Source organism: Agrobacterium sp. AGB01, from assembly GCF_014851585.1.
Lineage (GTDB): Bacteria > Pseudomonadota > Alphaproteobacteria > Rhizobiales > Rhizobiaceae > Agrobacterium.
In genome coordinates, this window is record NZ_JACVAB010000001.1 from 1,048,982 (window position 1) to 1,065,682 (window position 16,701).

Consider the following 16,701-nt stretch of genomic DNA (forward strand, 5'->3'; position numbering starts at 1 on the left):
CCTGTACAGCGCCGTTTCGCGTTATACAGGAATAGGGTTTTAAGTATATTTGGTGTTTATTTTAAATAAATACATGTAAAATTCGACTGTTCTGAATTTAATGAAGTGTTATCCTTAACAAAAATTCGTTGTATTTTAGCAACGTCAAACTTCAGTCACTGCCGCGCCACAAAGAATTCACAGTTTGGCTTTTTGATCTCCTCATTCACCCATCATTTTCAATTTCCAGAAGGGCAGGGAACCTAACTGTTTTTAACCGCGTTGAGACTTTGGTTTAGCGCACAATGCGGTGGTGAAAAGGAGAATGACATGCGTATTTTTGTTGCAACTCTTATGGCTTCCACGATGGCAGCAGGAGCTTTCTCGGCAGCCAAGGCGGCTGACGCGGTCAACGAAGTTCCACAGGCACCAGTTGCTTATGAGCAGCCAGCACCGGTTTCCGATTGGTCCGGCGCTTACGTTGGTGGTACCGTAAACTACGATTGGGGCCGCTTTAGCAGCAGCAACGATGGTCGTGATGCCAAGGGCTTTGGCGGTGGTCTGTACGGTGGTTACAACTGGCAGAACGGCCAGATCGTCTACGGTGCAGAAGCAGACATCGGCCTCGGCGATGAAAGCGGTTCTGCTGGTGCAGTTGGCACCGGTCTTTCCGGCAAGCAGGGCGTAAACGGCTCGCTGCGTGCTCGTGTTGGTTACGATATGAACCCATTCCTGATCTATGGTACGGGTGGTCTCGCAATCTCCGAGAACAAGCTGCGTGACGCAACGTCCAGCGACAGTGCAACAGCACTCGGTTACACCGTTGGTGCAGGTGTTGAAGCTCTCGTAACCGACAACATCACAGCTCGTCTTGAGTACCGTTACTCTGACTACGCTAAGAAGGACTACACACTTGACTCTGGTTCCTTCTCCCGTGGTTACGACGACCACAGCGTTAAGGTCGGTATCGGCGTGAAGTTCTAATCTGCGGAAACGCGATTAAAAGAAAACCGGGGCCAACAGCCCCGGTTTTTTTATGCGCTCTTATTGGATGCACACCGCGCAATAAAAAGAGCAGAGAGGCGGACCTCTCTGCTCTTTTTGTATGTCGGCGGTTGAAGCGTCTAATTACGCCGGTGTCTTCATCTCGGCATAGTCCTTGAAGCGCTTGCCAAATTTTTCTGGCCAGGCGGCCAAGTCTTCGCGGCCAGTTGCCCATTCACCAGCAAAACGCAGGTCGAGATAACCGATCATCGCGGCAAGCGCGAAATGGCCGCCATTCAGTTTTTTACCTGTCTTGGGAAGATTGGCGTTGAGGTAGTCCAGTGCACGCGCAACCTTGCTCCACTGCTTGTCGATCCATGGCTGGTGGATTTTTTCTTCTGGACGGAAACGACGCTCGTAAACAATGGCGAGCAGACAATCCATTACGCCGTCGCACAGTGCTTCGAGGATTTCCGCATCGGCGCGTTTTTGATGTTTTTTTGGATAGAGTTTTCCAAGCGAAAGCCTGTCAAGATAATGCATGATGGCGACGCTGTCGTACACCGAATTACCGTCATCTAAGAGCAAGGTCGGAATCTTCCCAAGCGGATTATTGTCAATCAGCGTCGCCGGTTCGGCATTGGTATCGACGCTGACGTCCTTAATGCCGAGATTAAGATAGCGGGCAGCCATACGCACCTTGGCGGAATAAGGGGAGGCGGGGGAATAAAGCAGTTCCATTGATGTTTCCTATCGGATGGGGGGAATGGTCATTTGTTTTGTTTGGCAGCCCTGGCTGTCGACTTGCTGACAGGCGCGAAACTGCAAATCCTGGGTGAGGCAGATGCGGACCTCTTCAAAACGTCCGCCGTCGCAGCTGATTGAGATACCATGTTGGCTCATGCGCGGATTGGCGGCAATGAATGCCTTTTCCAGCCCGTCGGCAGAGATTGTTTGATTGTTCTGGCCTTGTGAAATCGTCGGCGGTAATTTTACCGCGTCGAAGGCAGCCCGTGTGGCAGCAAAATAGTCCTTTTGCGAAAGCCCGGAGCAGGAACCGTGTTTACGCCACTGGTGGCCGATCAGCCCCATTGACGGCATGATGTCGAACATCGATCTGCCCAGCGCATCGGGAACCCGTTCTGGTTCGCTGCTTGAACAAAACTGAGGGTAGCCATTCTCATTTTGTGGCCACAGGCCATGCACCACAAAACCATAACGGCGGTTGGTGCCGCATTGCTGACGGTTGCCCGCGCCTTCCGAACTGGCGCAGTAACTGGGCGACCATGATAGGGACAGCACGTAAAAATCAAAACCTGTGGACTTTGGCAGAGTGCGTGTCGGCGTGCCAACTGGTGCGGTGCCGGATGTCTGCGTGTTGTTACCAGTCTGAATTTGGGGTGAAGGCGCTACCGGTTTCTGAGGAGCAGGTGCTTCCTCACGAAAGGAAACTGCCGCGGCCACAGCCATCACGCCAAGCGCGATTATGCCTGCATATTGTTTCATGGGCGGCAAGGACGTTCGTAGGCATGAGGCATCGGGCAATTACCTGAATGGATAACTGAAATGTGTTTCAACTTTATATCAGCTTTACACCCCAGAAAAACGGGGCCATCGCGCATTTTCTGAAGGGATTTCAACTATTGTTTGATACGATAAACGCGATGGTAAAGGTTGAAAGTTTATTCAGATAACGACTAAAGTTGGACGAATCTTTTAATTCGTTGGCGTGCGGAAAGATGAAAAGGCTGTGCAGCCTTTTGTCGTCTCGTCGCGTTATTCATCAGTGATCACGCTGATGGGTAGGATGGAGTGTGAACAAGGCAGAGACGCTGCCGGGAGGAACAAGCGGGCATGTGCGTATGAAAGTGAAGAAATATCTATGGCCGGTCGTCGGCCTCGCGACGATAGGGTTTTCGATATGGCTGCTTTACCATGAAGTACGCGGATTATCGCTTGATGATGTCTGGGACAGCCTGACAGCGATTTCGTGGAAAGGCTGGTCGCTTTCTGCACTTTCAACACTTCTGGCCTACGCGGCCCTTGCCGGATATGACCGGATCGCCTTGCAGCATCTTGGCCGCAAAGTGAACCTTCTTTTTATTACGCTGACATCGTTCACCACTTACGCCTTGTCGCACAATGTCGGCGCATCGGTGTTCTCAGGTGCTGTGGTGCGGTACCGCGCTTACACGTCGAAGGGCCTCAGTGGCACGGAAGTGGGTATTCTGGTGGCCATGTGCTCCTTTACCTTTTTCTTCGGCACAATGTTCCTGACCGGTCTGGTGCTGGTTTATGAACCAGACATCACCGAACGCTTCGGTGACCTGCTGCCGGTTGGTGCTTCAAGGACAACCGGGTGCATATTGCTGGTGCTTTGCGGCATCTATGTCGCCGGAAGCCTGCTGAAACCGCGCCCTCTGAAAATTGGAAGCCGTGTGTTTCCCTATCCGGCCCCGCCCTTGGTCGCACAACAGCTTATCATCGGGCCGCTGGAATTGATCGGCGCGGCTGGCATTATCTATTTTGCGCTGCCGGAAGCCGGAAACCCCGGCTACATGGTTATTCTCGGCATCTTCCTGGTGTCGTTTTCTGCGGCCTTGATTTCTCATGCTCCGGGCGGCCTTGGCGTGCTCGAACTTTTGTTCGTCACAGGCCTGCCGGATATGAACCCGGCAGATGTCATTGCGGCTCTTCTGGTGTTTCGCCTGTTTTACCTGATCATCCCCTTGGTCATGGGGCTGATCGTCATTCTGCTGTTTGAACGGGCAAAATTGTCCGAGCCGGACGAACCGTCCACGAGTGGCTAACACCACGCGACCGGCGAGGTTTCAGGCCTCGCCGCGCAACCAGAACGCACGCTGGGACGCATAACGATCCTGTGCCATGACTGTTTTTAACACTGGCAATAGCGTGTGCAACTCATCCTTCAGGGTGAAGGGTGGGTTGACGATAATCAGGCCGGAACCGCTCAATCCCTCTTCGCGGTCGCTGCGCACCGAAAGTTCGGCACACAGCATCTTGGGGATTTCGAGCGCTTGCAATTGCTCGTGAAAGTCCTTTATCGGTGCACCTTTTTTGATGGGATACCACAGGCAATAGGTGCCTGTTGCAAAACGTCGGTAAGCCTTGGCAAGTCCATCGACCAGACGCTCATATTCACCGGCGATCTCAAAGGGTGGGTCGACCAGAATCAGGCCGCGTTTTTCCTTAGGCGGCAGGTGGGCGCCCAACGCCAGCCAGCCATCCAGCTCGGTAACACGAACCTGAAAATCCCCTTCGAACTGGCGCGATAATGCTCGGGCGTCGTCCGGATGCAGTTCCATGGCGGACAACCGGTCCTGCGGGCGCAACAACAGGCGCGTCAGCTTGGGCGAGCCGGGATAAAGCTTGACACCACCATCGGGGTTCAGTTCCCGGACGGCGGAGAGGTAAGGTTCCAAGAGATCGGCGACAGGTGCGGCAAGCTCGGCCTGCATGAGCTTGCCGATGCCGGTCTGCCATTCGCCTGTCTTCTGTGCTTCTTCGGAGGACAGGTCATAAAGTCCGATACCGGCATGGGTATCCAGAACCCGGAAAGCCTTGTCCTTGTTCTGCTGGTAACGAACCAGCCGCGCCAGAACCGCGTGTTTGAGAACATCGGCAAAATTGCCTGCGTGATAGATATGGCGGTAATTCATGCGTGCCGATGCCTTTTATGAATAATCTTGATGATGGTCAGTTGGCACTTTTGGCCGCTTCACTCTTGCAATATAGAAAACTGATGAACGTTGCGACCCAGATTTCACCCAAATCCACCACCGGACACACTGTTTGTCCGCATGACTGTCCCTCCGCTTGCGCTCTTGAGGTGGATATCACCTCTGAAGGGCGCATTGGCCGTGTGCGCGGAGCCAACAGCAACACCTATACCGCAGGTGTCATCTGCGCAAAAGTGGCCCGCTATTCCGAACGGATTTATCATCCCGGCCGACTGTTGACCCCCAAGCGCCGCAAGGGTGCGAAAGGGGCTGGTGACTGGCAGGAAATCAGCTGGGATGACGCACTGGATGAAATTGCCAATGCCTTTGTAAAGGCAGAAGCCGCACATGGTTCGGAAGCCGTCTGGCCGTATTTTTATGCCGGCACCATGGGGCAAGTGCAGCGCGACAGCATTGAGCGCCTGCGTCATGCCAAACGGTATTCCGGATTTTTCGGCACAATCTGCACCAATACCGCCTGGACCGGTTATGTGATGGGCACAGGCGCATTGCGTGGGCCGGACCCTCGCGAGATGGCCAAGGCCGATGTTGTTGTGATCTGGGGCACCAATGCGGTTGCCACGCAGATCAATGTCATGACCCATGCGGTGAAGGCACGCAAGGAACGTGGTGCCAAGATCGTCGTCGTCGATATCTACGACAACCCAACCATGAAACAGGCCGATCTGGGACTGGTGCTGAAACCCGGCACCGATGCGGCGCTTGCCTGTGCTGTCATGCATATTGCATTTCGTGACGGGTATGCCGACCGTGCCTATATGGCCAAATTTGCCGATGATCCCGCCGGGCTCGAAGCCCACCTGCAAAGCAAAACACCACAATGGGCCTCGCAAATCACTGGTCTGTCCGTCGAGGAGATCGAGGCCTTTGCGCGGCTGGTCGGCACGACCAAAAAGAGCTTCTTCCGTCTCGGTTACGGTTTTTCCCGCCAGCGCAATGGCGCAGTTGCAATGCACGCGGCGCTGTCCATCGCAACTGTGCTCGGCTCCTGGCAATATGAAGGCGGTGGTGCATTTCACAACAATGGCGAAATCTTCCGCCTCGACAAATCCGAATTGATGGGCACGGCCTATGCTGATCCGGATATTCGCCAGCTTGACCAGTCGCAGATTGGCCGTGTGCTGACCGGCGATGCCGCAGCGCTTCGCAATGGTGGGCCTGTGACGGCAATGCTGATCCAGAACACCAATCCGATCAATGTCACGCCGGAACAGCGGTTGGTGAAGCAGGGCTTCCTGCGGGACGACCTGTTTGTTGCGGTGCATGAGCAGTTCATGACGGAAACGGCAGAGGTCGCCGACATCGTGCTGCCCGCTACGATGTTCCTGGAACATGACGATATTTACCGCGCTGGCGGTCAGAACCACATCACCCTCGGGCCCAAGCTGGTGGAGCCGCCTGAAACGGTGCGCGCCAACCTGTTTGTCATCGAGGAACTGGCCAAGCGCCTTGGCGTCAGCCATATGCCGGGTTTTGGCCTGACGGCACGTGAACATGTCGACCGCATTCTGTCGGCCAGTGGCTGGCCGGGTTTTGACGCGCTGTTGGAAGACAAGTGGATTGATGCCCAGCCACCCTTTGAGGTCGCACATTATCTGCATGGCTTCGGCCATGCGGATGGAAAATTCCGTTTCAGCCCTGATTGGCGAAACGGTCCGTCACCGGACAAGCCACCAGAGAATGTTGGCCTGATGGGGCCTGTGGACCAGTTGCCACTGTTTCCCGACCAGGTCGATGTGATCGAGACGGCCGATGCCGAACACCCGTTCCGGCTTGCCACCTCGCCAGCGCGTAACTTCCTCAACTCGACCTTCAGCGAAACCAAGACATCGCTGCAAAAGGAAGGTCGTCCGGAAGTGATGATCTGTCCTGAGGATGCCGAGACCTTTGCTATTGCTGACGGCGATGTGGTGCGAATTGGCAATACACGCGGCGAAGTTCGGCTTCACGCCAAGATCGTCGCCGGTGCACGCGTGGGCGTGCTGATCGCTGAAGGGCTGTGGCCAAACAAGGCACACCTCGACGGCGAGGGCATCAATGTGCTGACCGGTGCGGATTCGCCGGCCCCCTATGGCGGCGCGGCATTCCACGACAACAAGGTCTGGCTTCGCAAGGAGTAAGGCTCAGCTTGTCTTGCGGACGCCATGAAGATGGTAAAAAACGGTGTTAGGCCTCGAGTTTCGTGGCGCGACAAGACATGCTGATTGTCTTGTGTCGTGACGTGACAGCGGAATTGGAAATGGAGATGAGTGTGGATAATCAGGTGAATAGCGGTACTCTGGCAGCCAATGATGATGGCCGGATTACGCTGGTTGAAAAACAAACCGTCTGGAAACGCTTCGTGCATATGCAAACATTGGTGTTTGACCAGAAAATGCCTGATGGCCGCGTCATCCGCATTGACCGAGAAGTGCATGATCATGGCAGTGCTGCCGCCATTCTTCTGTATGATGCGGCACGCAACATGGTGGTGTTTGTGCGCCAATTCCGTCCGGCGGTGTTCATGAACGGTGAACCGGCCTTCCTGCTGGAAGTGCCAGCAGGCCTGCTGGATGACGACAATGCCGAAGATGCCATTCGCCGCGAGGCAATGGAGGAAAGCGGTTATGCTGTCGAGAGCGTCAAATATCTGTTCGACATGTATGCCAGCCCCGGCACGCTGACGGAAAAGGTCAGCCTGTTTTTCGGCAGGATCGATCTGGATATCAAGGCAGGTGAGGGCGGTGGGCTCGACAGCGAAGGCGAAGACTTGGAAGTCATCGCCCTGTCGCTCGACGATGCCTTTGCGATGATCTCCACGGGCGAAATCACCGACGCGAAGACAATCATCCTGCTGCAATGGGCAATGTTGAACCGGCAGACGCTGTAAAGGCTAATAGCTCAAACCTCGGTGGCTCGAGGCTTTAAGCGGAAATGATAAAGGAGGTGGCGTCCGTGGCGCCGCTTTCGCAGATTGCCCTGCCGCCTTCCATACGCACCTTGCCTTCGGCGAGACGCTTCAGCGCCAGCGGATAAAGCTGGTGTTCCACGGTCAAAACGCGCGCCGCGAGGCTTTCGGCATTGTCATCCGCCAGAACGGGCACCGCAGCCTGGCCGATCACCGGACCTTCATCCATACCCTCTGTCACAAAATGCACGGTGCAGCCGGTAATCTTTGCGCCGGATGCGATTGCACGATCATGTGTGTGCAGGCCGGGGAAAAGCGGCAGCAGCGATGGATGGATATTGATGATGCGGCCTTCATAGGGCGCGATAAAGTCACCCGAAATCAGGCGCATGTAGCCGGCAAGGCAGATGATATCAGGATTGATGTCAGCCAGCGCAGTCAAAATGGCGCTCTCATGTTCTGCCTTGCTGGCAAAGGATTTGCGCTCGAAGGCAAGGGTGGCAATGCCAAGTGCCCCGGCTTTTTCCAGACCGCCAGCCGAAGCCTTGTCAGAGATGACGCAGGCAATCTCCGCTGGAAAGGATGGATCCTCGCATGCCTTAACCAGCGCCAGCATATTGGAACCGCCGCCGGAAATAAAAACCACAACCCGTTTTTTGCGGGCAGGCGAGGACTGGTTACTCATAGACCAAGCGTACCCTTGTAAACCGTGCCATGGTCACCCTCGTTACGGGCAATCATACGGCCAAGCGGGAATACGGTTTCGCCTTCCGCGGTCAGCGCGTCTGTCACCTTCTGGGCGTTTTCAGCCGAGACGACAACGATCATGCCAACGCCGCAGTTGAAGGTGCGCAGCATTTCATTGGCTGCAACGCCGCCGGTCTTGGCAAGCCATGAGAAGACCGGGGGTACCTTGATCGAACCGAGGTCGATTTCTGCGGCGAGGTGCTTTGGCAGAACGCGCGGAATGTTCTCCGGAAAGCCACCGCCGGTGATGTGTGCCAGTGCCTTCAATGCGCCGGTTTCGCGGATCGCCTTGAGAAGTGGCTTCACATAGATGCGTGTCGGGGTCAGCAGGGCTTCACCCAGCTTCTTGTCTTCCGCGAATGGTGCGGGTGCACTCCACTCAAGGCCAGACAGCGACACGATCTTGCGTACCAGCGAAAAACCGTTGGAGTGAACGCCCGAGGAAGAGAGGCCCAGAATAACGTCGCCTTCGGCAATGTCGCCGGCTGGCAGCAGCTGGCCACGTTCGGCAGCGCCAACTGCAAAACCGGCCAGATCGTAATCACCATCGGAATACATGCCAGGCATTTCAGCGGTTTCACCACCGATCAGCGCGCAGCCGGATTCGCGGCACCCGGCCGCAATGCCGGATACGATGGCAGCGCCCTGATCCGGGTCCAGCTTGCCTGTTGCGAAGTAGTCGAGGAAGAACAGTGGCTCGGCGCCCTGTACGACAAGATCGTTGACGCACATGGCAACCAGGTCGATACCAACCGTGTCATGATAATCTGCGTCGATAGCAATCTTCAGTTTGGTGCCGACGCCGTCATTGGCCGCAACCAGAACCGGATCCTTGAAGCCTGCGGCCTTGAGATCGAAGAGACCGCCGAAGCCGCCAATTTCACCATCAGCGCCGGGGCGGCGCGTCGAGCGAACAGCAGGCTTGATTTTCTCGACCATCAGGTTTCCGGCGTCGATATCCACGCCTGCATCGCTGTAGGTAAGACCGTTCTTGCCGGACTGGCTCATGGCTGTTGTCTCCGCTATCGCCTTTTGGCGTGCCCTTCGCATGAGCGGGGGTGTTATGCAAGAGTAACCAGGGCCTCTACCCGCTTTTTCACGGGTTTGACCACGTTTTCCTCACTTCTGCCTGTTCGCTGTGGCCTTAAACCCGATCAAGTCTTGACCGTTCCGGTAGGTGCATCCTATCTCCTGATGAAATGCAAAGGCGATTGCGCCACAAGGAACCGACGATGCAACCTCATATCAGTGGCACAAATTTGCGACGCCAGGTGTTTTTCTGGATCGGCGCGCTTGCGATCTTTGTGATCTTTTTGACGGTGTTCAGTTCCATCCTTCTGCCATTCGTTGCAGGCATGGCGCTAGCCTATTTTCTTGATCCGGTTGCCGACTGGCTGGAGCGTCGCGGTTTGAGCCGTATGATGGCGACAGTGGTCATTCTGATTACTTTCGTGTTGTTGTTTGCTCTGTCGTTGATCATCATCATTCCGGTGGTTGTCGCGCAGGCCTCTGATTTCATCACCCGTATTCCCGGCTATATCTCGTCTCTGCAGCAGCTTGTCGCTGGCACCGGTTCGACAATCCTGCCGGATTGGGTGGCCGCACAGGTCGAATCCATCCGTGAAAACTTCTCCAAGCTGCTGGCAGAGGGCGCCGGTTTTATTGGCACGCTGCTGACGCAGATCTGGAACTCTGGCAAATCTCTGTTGGATGTCGTGTCGCTGCTGGTGGTGACACCTGTTGTTGCCTTCTATCTGCTGCTGGACTGGGATCGCATGATCAAGAAGGTCGACAGCTGGATACCACGCGACCATGTGCAGACCGTGCGCCAGATCGCCAGCGACATGGACACCACCATTGCCGGTTTCGTGCGTGGGCAGGGCTCCATGTGCCTTATCCTGGCCATCTATTATGCCGTAGGCCTTTCTCTGGCTGGCCTGAATTTCGGCCTGCTGATCGGTTTTGCAACGGGCATGCTCAGCTTCATTCCTTATGTTGGTGCGACGCTGTGCCTGCTGATTGCCGGCGGCGTGGCCCTGGTACAGTTCGGTGCGGATTACGTGTCGATTGCCATTGTTCTCGGCGTGTATTTCACTGGCCAGTTCATGGAAGGCAATGTTCTCCAGCCTAAACTGGTGGGTGGCAGCGTGGGCCTTCATCCGGTATGGTTGATGTTCGCACTTTTTGCTTTCGGTGCGATGTTTGGTTTCGTCGGTTTGCTGATTGCGGTGCCGGCGGCAGCGGCGGTGGGCGTACTCGTGCGGTTTGCCCTGTCGCGATATCTCGAAAGCGATTTATACCACGGACGTGCGCAGGCTTTGCCTTGGGAGGGGCAAAAGGATGAAGCAGCCGTCAAGACGATCACACAGAGCCAGAAATGAACGACCCACAAAATCCTGACCGGGCCCGGCCAAAAGCCGAGCAGCTTCCACTCGTCTTTTCTCATGTCACGGCGTCCAGCCGGGATGACTTGCTGGTGTCTGCGCCCTTGAATGCTGCCGTATCAATTGTCGATGCATGGCCGAACTGGCCGTCGCCGGTGGTGATTCTGGCCGGCCCTATCGGTTCTGGAAAATCGCACCTTGCCAATATCTGGCGGGAAAAGAGCGGTGCGACCGACATTCATCCCATTGCAGGCAGCCAAGCCGCCCGCAAGGCCGAAACCGGTCCGGTAATTTTTGAAGATGCTGATCGCAACGGTTTTGATGACACGGAACTGTTCCATGTCATCAACAGTGTCCGAGAAAACGGCACGTCACTGTTGATCAGCACGCGGCTTTGGCCATCTGCCTGGCCGGTTACGCTGCCAGATCTGCGTTCGCGCCTCAAGGCGGCGACCGTGGTGGAAATCGGTGAGCCGGACGAGGACCTTCTCGCACAAGTCTTGATGAAGCTTTTTGCTGATCGTCAGCTTTACATGGATGACAAAATCATCAGCTATATCGTGGCGCGAATGGAACGTTCACTGGATGCGGCGCAGACGGTGGTGGAGAAACTGGACAGGCTGGCGCTTGCCCGTGGTATCCGCATCACTCGAGCCCTGGCCGCAGAGGTTTTGAACGAACCAGGCAATGACATGGATGATGATTGACTGTCACAGTTCCGTCGTCAAACTGTTATAATGGCAGATCAATGTTTTACGGGTGGAGTTGTTGATGGATTCGGCAATACAGGACAGTCACGAACAGGGCATCACAGAAGCTCCTCAGCGTAGCCCTTTGTGGGACAGCCCTGAGCGGTTTATCAACCGCGAATTTTCCTGGTTGCAGTTCAACCGCCGCGTTCTCGAGGAAACGCTGAACGTCGCGCATCCGCTGCTGGAGCGTTTGCGTTTTCTCTCGATTTCCGCCGCCAATCTCGATGAATTTTTCATGGTGCGCGTCGCCGGCCTTGAGGCACAGGTGCGCCAGTCGATCACTGTCAGGACGCCGGATGGAAAGACACCAGCTGAACAGCTCGAAGACATCCTGAAAGAAATCGACAACCTGCAGATGGAACAGCAGGCGTCGCTTGCTGTTCTGCAGCAGTATCTTGCCAAGGAAGACATCTACATTGTGCGCCCTGCCGCACTGGCTGATGAGGATCGCCTGTGGCTTGAGACAGAGTTCGAGGAAAGAATCTTTGCGGTTCTGACACCGCTGTGTATCGACCCTGCGCACCCGTTCCCGTTCATTCCGAACCTTGGTTTCTCTATGGTTCTGCAGCTGGAAAGCCTGCATGGTCGCGAACCGATGACCGGCCTTCTGCGCCTGCCGCCAGCACTCGACCGCTTCATTCGCCTGCCGGATGAGGGCAACACCATTCGCTACATCACGTTGGAAGATGTGGTTGGGCTGTTCATCAACAGGCTTTACCCCGGTTATGCCGTCAAGGGTTTTGGTACCTTCCGCCTGATCCGTGACAGCGATCTTGAAGTTGAAGAAGAAGCGGAAGATCTGGTTCGCTACTTCGAAAGCGCTCTGAAGCGACGCCGTCGCGGTTCGGTTATCCGTATCGAGACCGACAGTGAAATGCCGCAATATCTGCGCCAGTTCGTGGTTCACGAACTCGGCGTGCCGGAAAATCGCGTCGCTGTTCTGCCCGGCCTTCTGGCGTTGAATACGATTTCCGAAATCGTCAAGGCACCGCGCGATGAGCTGAAGTTCGAGGCTTACAATGCCCGCTTCCCGGAGCGTGTGCGTGAACATGCCGGTGATTGCCTGGCCGCGATCCGCGAAAAGGACATGGTTGTTCACCACCCATACGAATCCTTCGACGTCGTGGCGCAGTTCCTGCTGCAGGCTGCCCGCGACCCGGATGTTCTGGCTATCAAGCAGACGCTGTACCGTACCTCCAACGACAGCCCGATCGTTCGTGCTCTGATCGATGCTGCCGAAGCCGGCAAATCGGTGACGGCGCTTGTCGAATTGAAGGCACGCTTCGATGAAGAGGCGAACATCCGTTGGGCCCGCGACCTTGAGCGCGCTGGCGTTCAGGTGGTGTTTGGCTTTATCGAACTGAAAACCCACGCCAAGATGTCGATGGTCGTTCGCCGTGAAGACGGCAAGCTGCGCACCTATTGCCACCTTGGAACGGGCAACTACCATCCGATTACCGCAAAGATTTACACCGATCTTTCCTTCTTCACCTGTAACCCGAAGATTGCCCACGACATGGCGAATATCTTCAACTTCATCACGGGGTATGGTGAGCCGGAAGAGGGCATGAAGCTGGCGGTTTCGCCCTACACGCTGCGCCCACGCATCATCAAGCACATCAATGATGAAATCCAGCACGCAAAGAATGGCGCGCCGGCCGCCATCTGGATGAAGATGAATTCGCTCGTTGACCCTGAAATCATCGATGCACTTTACCGTGCAAGTGAAGCAGGCGTTGAAGTTGACCTGGTGATCCGTGGCATCTGCTGCTTGCGTCCGCAGGTTGCCGGCCTTTCGGAAAACATCCGCGTCAAATCGATCGTTGGACGCTTCCTGGAACACAGCCGCATTTTCTGCTTCGGCAATGGATATGGCCTGCCTTCGGAAAAGTCGCTGGTTTATATCGGCTCCGCCGATATGATGCCGCGCAATCTTGACAGACGCGTTGAAACGCTGGTGCCGTTGGTTAACCCAACAGTGCATGAGCAAGTTCTTTCACAGATCATGCTGGGTAACCTGATTGACAACCAGCAAAGCTACGAGATACTTGCCGACGGAACGTCCAGGCGCATTGAGGTGCGCAAGGGCGAGGAACCGTTCAACGCGCAGCACTACTTCATGACCAATCCCAGCCTTTCCGGACGTGGTGAAGCCTTGAAATCCAGTGCGCCAAAACTGATTGCGGGTCTTATCTCGGCTCGCAAGAAACAGGCTGAATGACAAGATCAGAAGCACAGGGGCGGCTTACCGGCATCGCCCCCGTTTCCGTCATCGATATTGGTTCGAACTCTGTTCGTCTCGTCGTTTATGAAGGTTTGTCCCGTGCACCGGCAGTACTTTTTAACGAAAAAGTACTGTGCGGTCTGGGTAAGGGGCTGGCGCTTACCGGTCGTATGGACGACGAAGGGGTAAGCCGCGCGCTTGCATCACTACGTCGTTTCCGTGCACTGTCAGAACAGGCTCAGGCCCACAAACTCTATGTGCTTGCAACCGCTGCCGCGCGTGAAGCCAGCAACGGACCTGATTTTATCCGTGAAGCCGAAGAGATTCTGGGCTGCGAAATCGAAGTCCTCTCCGGCGAAAAAGAAGCGCTCTATTCGGCATACGGCATCATCAGCGGTTTTTATGACCCCGATGGCATTGCCGGTGACCTTGGCGGCGGTTCGCTTGAACTGATCGATATCAAGGGCAAATCCTGCGGGCAGGGCATTACCTTGCCGCTCGGTGGTATCAGGTTGTCCGAGACATCTGGAAGCTCGCTTGAAAAGGCCGCGACCTTTGCCAAGAAACAGATCAAGACCGCCAAGCTGCTCGCCAAGGGCGAGGGCCGTACCTTCTACGCGGTTGGCGGGACATGGCGCAGCATTGCCAAGCTGCATATGGAAATTCGTCAGTACCCGCTGCACATGATGCAGGGTTACGAAGTGCCGTTGCAGGAAATGCTGGCATTTCTCGATGACGTCATTACAGCCAAGGATTCGAAGGATCCCGCATGGCAGGCGGTCTCAAAAAGCCGCCGTTCGCTTTTGCCCTACGGTGCCATCGCCATGCGTGAAGTGCTGGAAGCGATGAAACCTTCCAAAGTGGTGTTTTCTGCTCAGGGCGTGCGCGAAGGTTATCTCTATTCGCTGCTCAGCGAAGAGGATCAGGATACCGATCCGCTGCTGGTCTCTGCCGATGAACTTGCCATTCTGCGTGCACGTTCGCCCGAACATGCCCGCGAGCTGGAAGACTGGAGCGGTCGGACTATACCGGTCTTCGGCATTGAGGAAACGGTGGAAGAAAGCCGCTACCGCCGTGCCGCCTGCCTTCTGGCCGATATCAGCTGGCGCGCACATCCGGATTATCGCGGTTTGCAGGCCGTCAACATCATCGCGCACTCCTCGTTTGTTGGCATCAGCCATCCCGGCCGCGCCTATATCGCGCTTGCCAACTACTATCGCTTTGAAGGGCTCAATGATGACGGCACGACCAAGCCGTTGACGGCGATTGCCGGTGATCGCATGGCGGAGTTGGCCAAGCTGCTGGGCGGCATGTTGCGTGTCGTCTACCTGTTTTCCGCCTCCATGCCCGGTGTGATTGATCACCTGCGCTTCCGGCCATCGGACAATCCTGATCTCGATCTGGAATTTGTCGTTCCGCATGACTATTGCGATTTCGCGGGTGAGCGGCTGGATGGCCGCCTGCAGCAACTGGCGAAATTGACAGGCAAACGTCTAGCCTTCGTTTTCGAATAAAATCAGAAGCGCTGCCGATATCCCGGCAGCGCTTCTGTTTGTCTTAGTTACTTGGCGTCCAGCAGGTCTTTGACCTCAATCAGAACGAATTCATTGTCGTCTGCCTTGTCGAGTGCACGACCGGCCGAGAAGGGCAGGTTGTTGTCATTGCCAACAATGATGTGTGTCGCGTCAACGCGGTCAACATTCTCAATGGTAACGAACGGCATGTCATAGAAACCTTCGCCGCCACCCTGACGCTTCTTGTTGTCCGGATCGGAAATATTCAGCAGGTCGATGTAACCGATCTTGCGGGCAGCCTTGCCAACATTGGCATCGTTGAACTCGATTTTGTAGATGCGCTTGACCTTCGACGGAACGGCAAAGCAGTTGGTCTCAGGCTTCTTCGGGTCGGCGCAGGCCTTGTCGGCAGTACCGGCACCATTGTCACGTTCGATGACCAAAGCGGTGGTTTCGTCCAGCATGTTGAAGTCGCCGATCGCTTCGCCACCTTCGGCCAGCGGGTAAAGCCATGTGCGGCCTGTCCAGGACTTCGAGGCAACATCCAGCTCAATGATACGAAGGCCGGTTGCGCCGTCTTCGGTTTTTTCCAACTGGCCATCAGCGGTGTAGAGTGGGCCTTCCAGCATGCCGTACAGCTTGGAACCGTCCTTGGACATGGCCATGCCTTCATAACCACCTGAACGCTTCAGGTTGAAAGCAGGCATTTTCTGTGTCGGGTTGCCCGGCAGGGTCAGGGTAGGATGATCAGGCGACTTCACGTCGATCTCGCCAGCCTTGGTGGCGATGACGTCGGTCAGCTTGCCGTCGCGGGTGAACTTCAGGATATAAGGTCCGAATTCTTCACCAATCCAGAAACCGTCTGCAACAGGCTGGATGGACTCAACGTCAAAATCAGCGCCGGTCAGGTAACGCTTGTCGGAACCTTCCATGACGATTGGGAAGGGAGCCTTTTTGTCCGGGTCGGTCAGGAACGCGGTTTCAAGCGCATTCACCTTGCCTGCATCCCAATCGAAGGAAAGATGGTGCAACATCAGCATGGAATCGCTGGAGTTGATCTTCGAACCGAAACCATTGTCGGAAAGGCTCCAGAAGGTGCCATCTTCCATAGCCTTGATGCCCGAAAAACCCTGCATGGCCTGACCGTTGAACGGCATGGAAAGGCCGGTTGGCCGAACACCGTCCATGCCTGGAACCGTGCCAAGACCTTCAGCGCGCTTGCGATCTGCTGTCGTGAACTTGGCAGATGTCTTGAGGTGTTCAGGCGCATCTGTTGGTGCTGGAATAATGGTGTTGGCAGGCAGAATGGCATGCGAAACGAGCTTGGCAGGGAATTCTTTTTCGGCGGCAATTGCCGAGAAGCCGGAGATCGCAAAAATAGCAACAGAAGCAAGAAGTGTTTTGGTCATTAAAATCACCTGTCGGTTGGCACAAAAACAATGCTGTGTCGGGTACGCAGAGTTTGTGAA

Annotated in this window: 14 protein-coding genes; 8 read left to right on the plus strand and 6 right to left on the minus strand. The window is 55.5% G+C overall.

All coding sequences use genetic code 11. The annotated features are described in order from the left end of the window. Window positions 1-309: 309 nt before the first annotated feature. Entirely contained in the window at window positions 310-963 is a 654-nt protein-coding gene (locus IB237_RS04965) for an outer membrane protein (protein WP_192487462.1), read from the plus strand. A gap of 144 nt (window positions 964-1,107) precedes the next feature. On the opposite strand, the gene IB237_RS04970 is transcribed toward IB237_RS04965, so the two are convergent. Continuing rightward, window positions 1,108-1,704 carry a glutathione S-transferase gene (locus tag IB237_RS04970; RefSeq protein WP_192487463.1) on the minus strand — a complete coding sequence of 199 codons (597 nt, stop codon included), beginning with the start codon at window positions 1,702-1,704 and terminating at the stop codon, window positions 1,108-1,110. Between the two features lie 9 nt (window positions 1,705-1,713). Next, window positions 1,714-2,469 carry a ribonuclease gene (locus tag IB237_RS04975; RefSeq protein ID WP_192487464.1) on the minus strand — a complete coding sequence of 252 codons (756 nt, stop codon included), beginning with the start codon at window positions 2,467-2,469 and terminating at the stop codon, window positions 1,714-1,716. A 356-nt stretch (window positions 2,470-2,825) separates the two neighbouring features. Between IB237_RS04975 and IB237_RS04980 the strand changes: the two genes are divergently transcribed. Further along, window positions 2,826-3,773: a lysylphosphatidylglycerol synthase domain-containing protein gene (locus IB237_RS04980; protein ID WP_192487881.1), complete on the plus strand. Its 948-nt coding sequence runs from the start codon at window positions 2,826-2,828 to the stop codon at window positions 3,771-3,773. Window positions 3,774-3,794: 21 nt separating this feature from the next. Here IB237_RS04980 and IB237_RS04985 read toward each other — a convergent pair whose 3' ends face one another. Continuing rightward, a complete protein-coding gene (locus IB237_RS04985; protein ID WP_192487465.1) occupies window positions 3,795-4,643 on the minus strand; it encodes a 23S rRNA (adenine(2030)-N(6))-methyltransferase RlmJ in 849 nt (282 codons plus the stop codon). 8 nt (window positions 4,644-4,651) lie between these two features. On the opposite strand from IB237_RS04985, the gene IB237_RS04990 reads away from it, so the two are divergent. Both IB237_RS04990 and IB237_RS04995 read left to right on the plus strand, forming a co-directional pair. Further along, window positions 4,652-6,844: a molybdopterin-dependent oxidoreductase gene (locus IB237_RS04990; RefSeq protein ID WP_371815254.1), complete on the plus strand. Its 2,193-nt coding sequence runs from the start codon at window positions 4,652-4,654 to the stop codon at window positions 6,842-6,844. A gap of 125 nt (window positions 6,845-6,969) precedes the next feature. Next, window positions 6,970-7,593 (plus strand): NUDIX domain-containing protein, encoded by a 624-nt coding sequence (locus IB237_RS04995; RefSeq protein ID WP_192487467.1) that lies wholly within the window; start codon window positions 6,970-6,972, stop codon window positions 7,591-7,593. A 34-nt stretch (window positions 7,594-7,627) separates the two neighbouring features. Here the strand turns inward: IB237_RS04995 and purN are convergent, their stop codons facing one another. Together purN and purM are read right to left on the minus strand one after the other, a co-directional pair. Next, a complete protein-coding gene (gene purN / locus IB237_RS05000) occupies window positions 7,628-8,296 on the minus strand; it encodes a phosphoribosylglycinamide formyltransferase (RefSeq protein WP_192487468.1) in 669 nt (222 codons plus the stop codon). Beyond that, window positions 8,293-9,366, minus strand: a complete 1,074-nt coding sequence (gene purM, locus IB237_RS05005; protein WP_192487469.1) for a phosphoribosylformylglycinamidine cyclo-ligase — start codon at window positions 9,364-9,366, stop codon at window positions 8,293-8,295. The genes purN and purM overlap by 4 nt, the downstream gene beginning before the upstream one ends. Before the next feature lie 224 nt (window positions 9,367-9,590). Here purM and IB237_RS05010 point away from each other — a divergent pair, with 224 nt between their 5' ends. The 4 genes from IB237_RS05010 to ppx all read left to right on the plus strand — a co-directional run bounded on the left by IB237_RS05010 (window position 9,591) and on the right by ppx (window position 15,232). Further along, window positions 9,591-10,739, plus strand: a complete 1,149-nt coding sequence (locus tag IB237_RS05010; RefSeq protein ID WP_192487470.1) for an AI-2E family transporter — start codon at window positions 9,591-9,593, stop codon at window positions 10,737-10,739. Next, on the plus strand, window positions 10,736-11,449 hold the full coding sequence (hdaA, locus tag IB237_RS05015; RefSeq protein WP_192487471.1) for a DnaA regulatory inactivator HdaA: 714 nt from the start codon (window positions 10,736-10,738) through the stop codon (window positions 11,447-11,449). Before IB237_RS05010 ends, hdaA begins: the two co-directional genes overlap by 4 nt. Before the next feature lie 64 nt (window positions 11,450-11,513). Beyond that, window positions 11,514-13,715 (plus strand): RNA degradosome polyphosphate kinase, encoded by a 2,202-nt coding sequence (locus tag IB237_RS05020; protein ID WP_192487472.1) that lies wholly within the window; start codon window positions 11,514-11,516, stop codon window positions 13,713-13,715. Continuing rightward, on the plus strand, window positions 13,712-15,232 hold the full coding sequence (gene ppx, locus IB237_RS05025) for an exopolyphosphatase (RefSeq protein WP_192487473.1): 1,521 nt from the start codon (window positions 13,712-13,714) through the stop codon (window positions 15,230-15,232). Before IB237_RS05020 ends, ppx begins: the two co-directional genes overlap by 4 nt. Window positions 15,233-15,279: 47 nt before the next feature. Here ppx and IB237_RS05030 read toward each other — a convergent pair whose 3' ends face one another. Further along, window positions 15,280-16,641: an esterase-like activity of phytase family protein gene (locus IB237_RS05030; protein WP_192487474.1), complete on the minus strand. Its 1,362-nt coding sequence runs from the start codon at window positions 16,639-16,641 to the stop codon at window positions 15,280-15,282. Between the last annotated feature and the right edge of the window lie 60 nt (window positions 16,642-16,701).

What these genes read in the sequence shown, in the direction of transcription:
- IB237_RS05010 (WP_192487470.1), top strand. Translation starts at nt 9,591, where the DNA reads ATGCAACCTCATATCAGTGGCACAAATTTGCGACGCCAGGTGTTTTTC.
- hdaA (WP_192487471.1), top strand. Translation starts at nt 10,736, where the DNA reads ATGAACGACCCACAAAATCCTGACCGGGCCCGGCCAAAAGCCGAGCAG.
- IB237_RS04985 (WP_192487465.1), bottom strand. Translation starts at nt 4,643, where the DNA reads ATGAATTACCGCCATATCTATCACGCAGGCAATTTTGCCGATGTTCTC.
- IB237_RS04970 (WP_192487463.1), bottom strand. Translation starts at nt 1,704, where the DNA reads ATGGAACTGCTTTATTCCCCCGCCTCCCCTTATTCCGCCAAGGTGCGT.
- IB237_RS04975 (WP_192487464.1), bottom strand. Translation starts at nt 2,469, where the DNA reads ATGAAACAATATGCAGGCATAATCGCGCTTGGCGTGATGGCTGTGGCC.
- IB237_RS04965 (WP_192487462.1), top strand. Translation starts at nt 310, where the DNA reads ATGCGTATTTTTGTTGCAACTCTTATGGCTTCCACGATGGCAGCAGGA.
- IB237_RS04990 (WP_371815254.1), top strand. Translation starts at nt 4,652, where the DNA reads ATGCCTTTTATGAATAATCTTGATGATGGTCAGTTGGCACTTTTGGCC.
- ppx (WP_192487473.1), top strand. Translation starts at nt 13,712, where the DNA reads ATGACAAGATCAGAAGCACAGGGGCGGCTTACCGGCATCGCCCCCGTT.
- purN (WP_192487468.1), bottom strand. Translation starts at nt 8,296, where the DNA reads ATGAGTAACCAGTCCTCGCCTGCCCGCAAAAAACGGGTTGTGGTTTTT.
- IB237_RS05020 (WP_192487472.1), top strand. Translation starts at nt 11,514, where the DNA reads ATGGATTCGGCAATACAGGACAGTCACGAACAGGGCATCACAGAAGCT.
- IB237_RS04995 (WP_192487467.1), top strand. Translation starts at nt 6,970, where the DNA reads ATGAGTGTGGATAATCAGGTGAATAGCGGTACTCTGGCAGCCAATGAT.
- IB237_RS04980 (WP_192487881.1), top strand. Translation starts at nt 2,826, where the DNA reads ATGAAAGTGAAGAAATATCTATGGCCGGTCGTCGGCCTCGCGACGATA.
- purM (WP_192487469.1), bottom strand. Translation starts at nt 9,366, where the DNA reads ATGAGCCAGTCCGGCAAGAACGGTCTTACCTACAGCGATGCAGGCGTG.
- IB237_RS05030 (WP_192487474.1), bottom strand. Translation starts at nt 16,641, where the DNA reads ATGACCAAAACACTTCTTGCTTCTGTTGCTATTTTTGCGATCTCCGGC.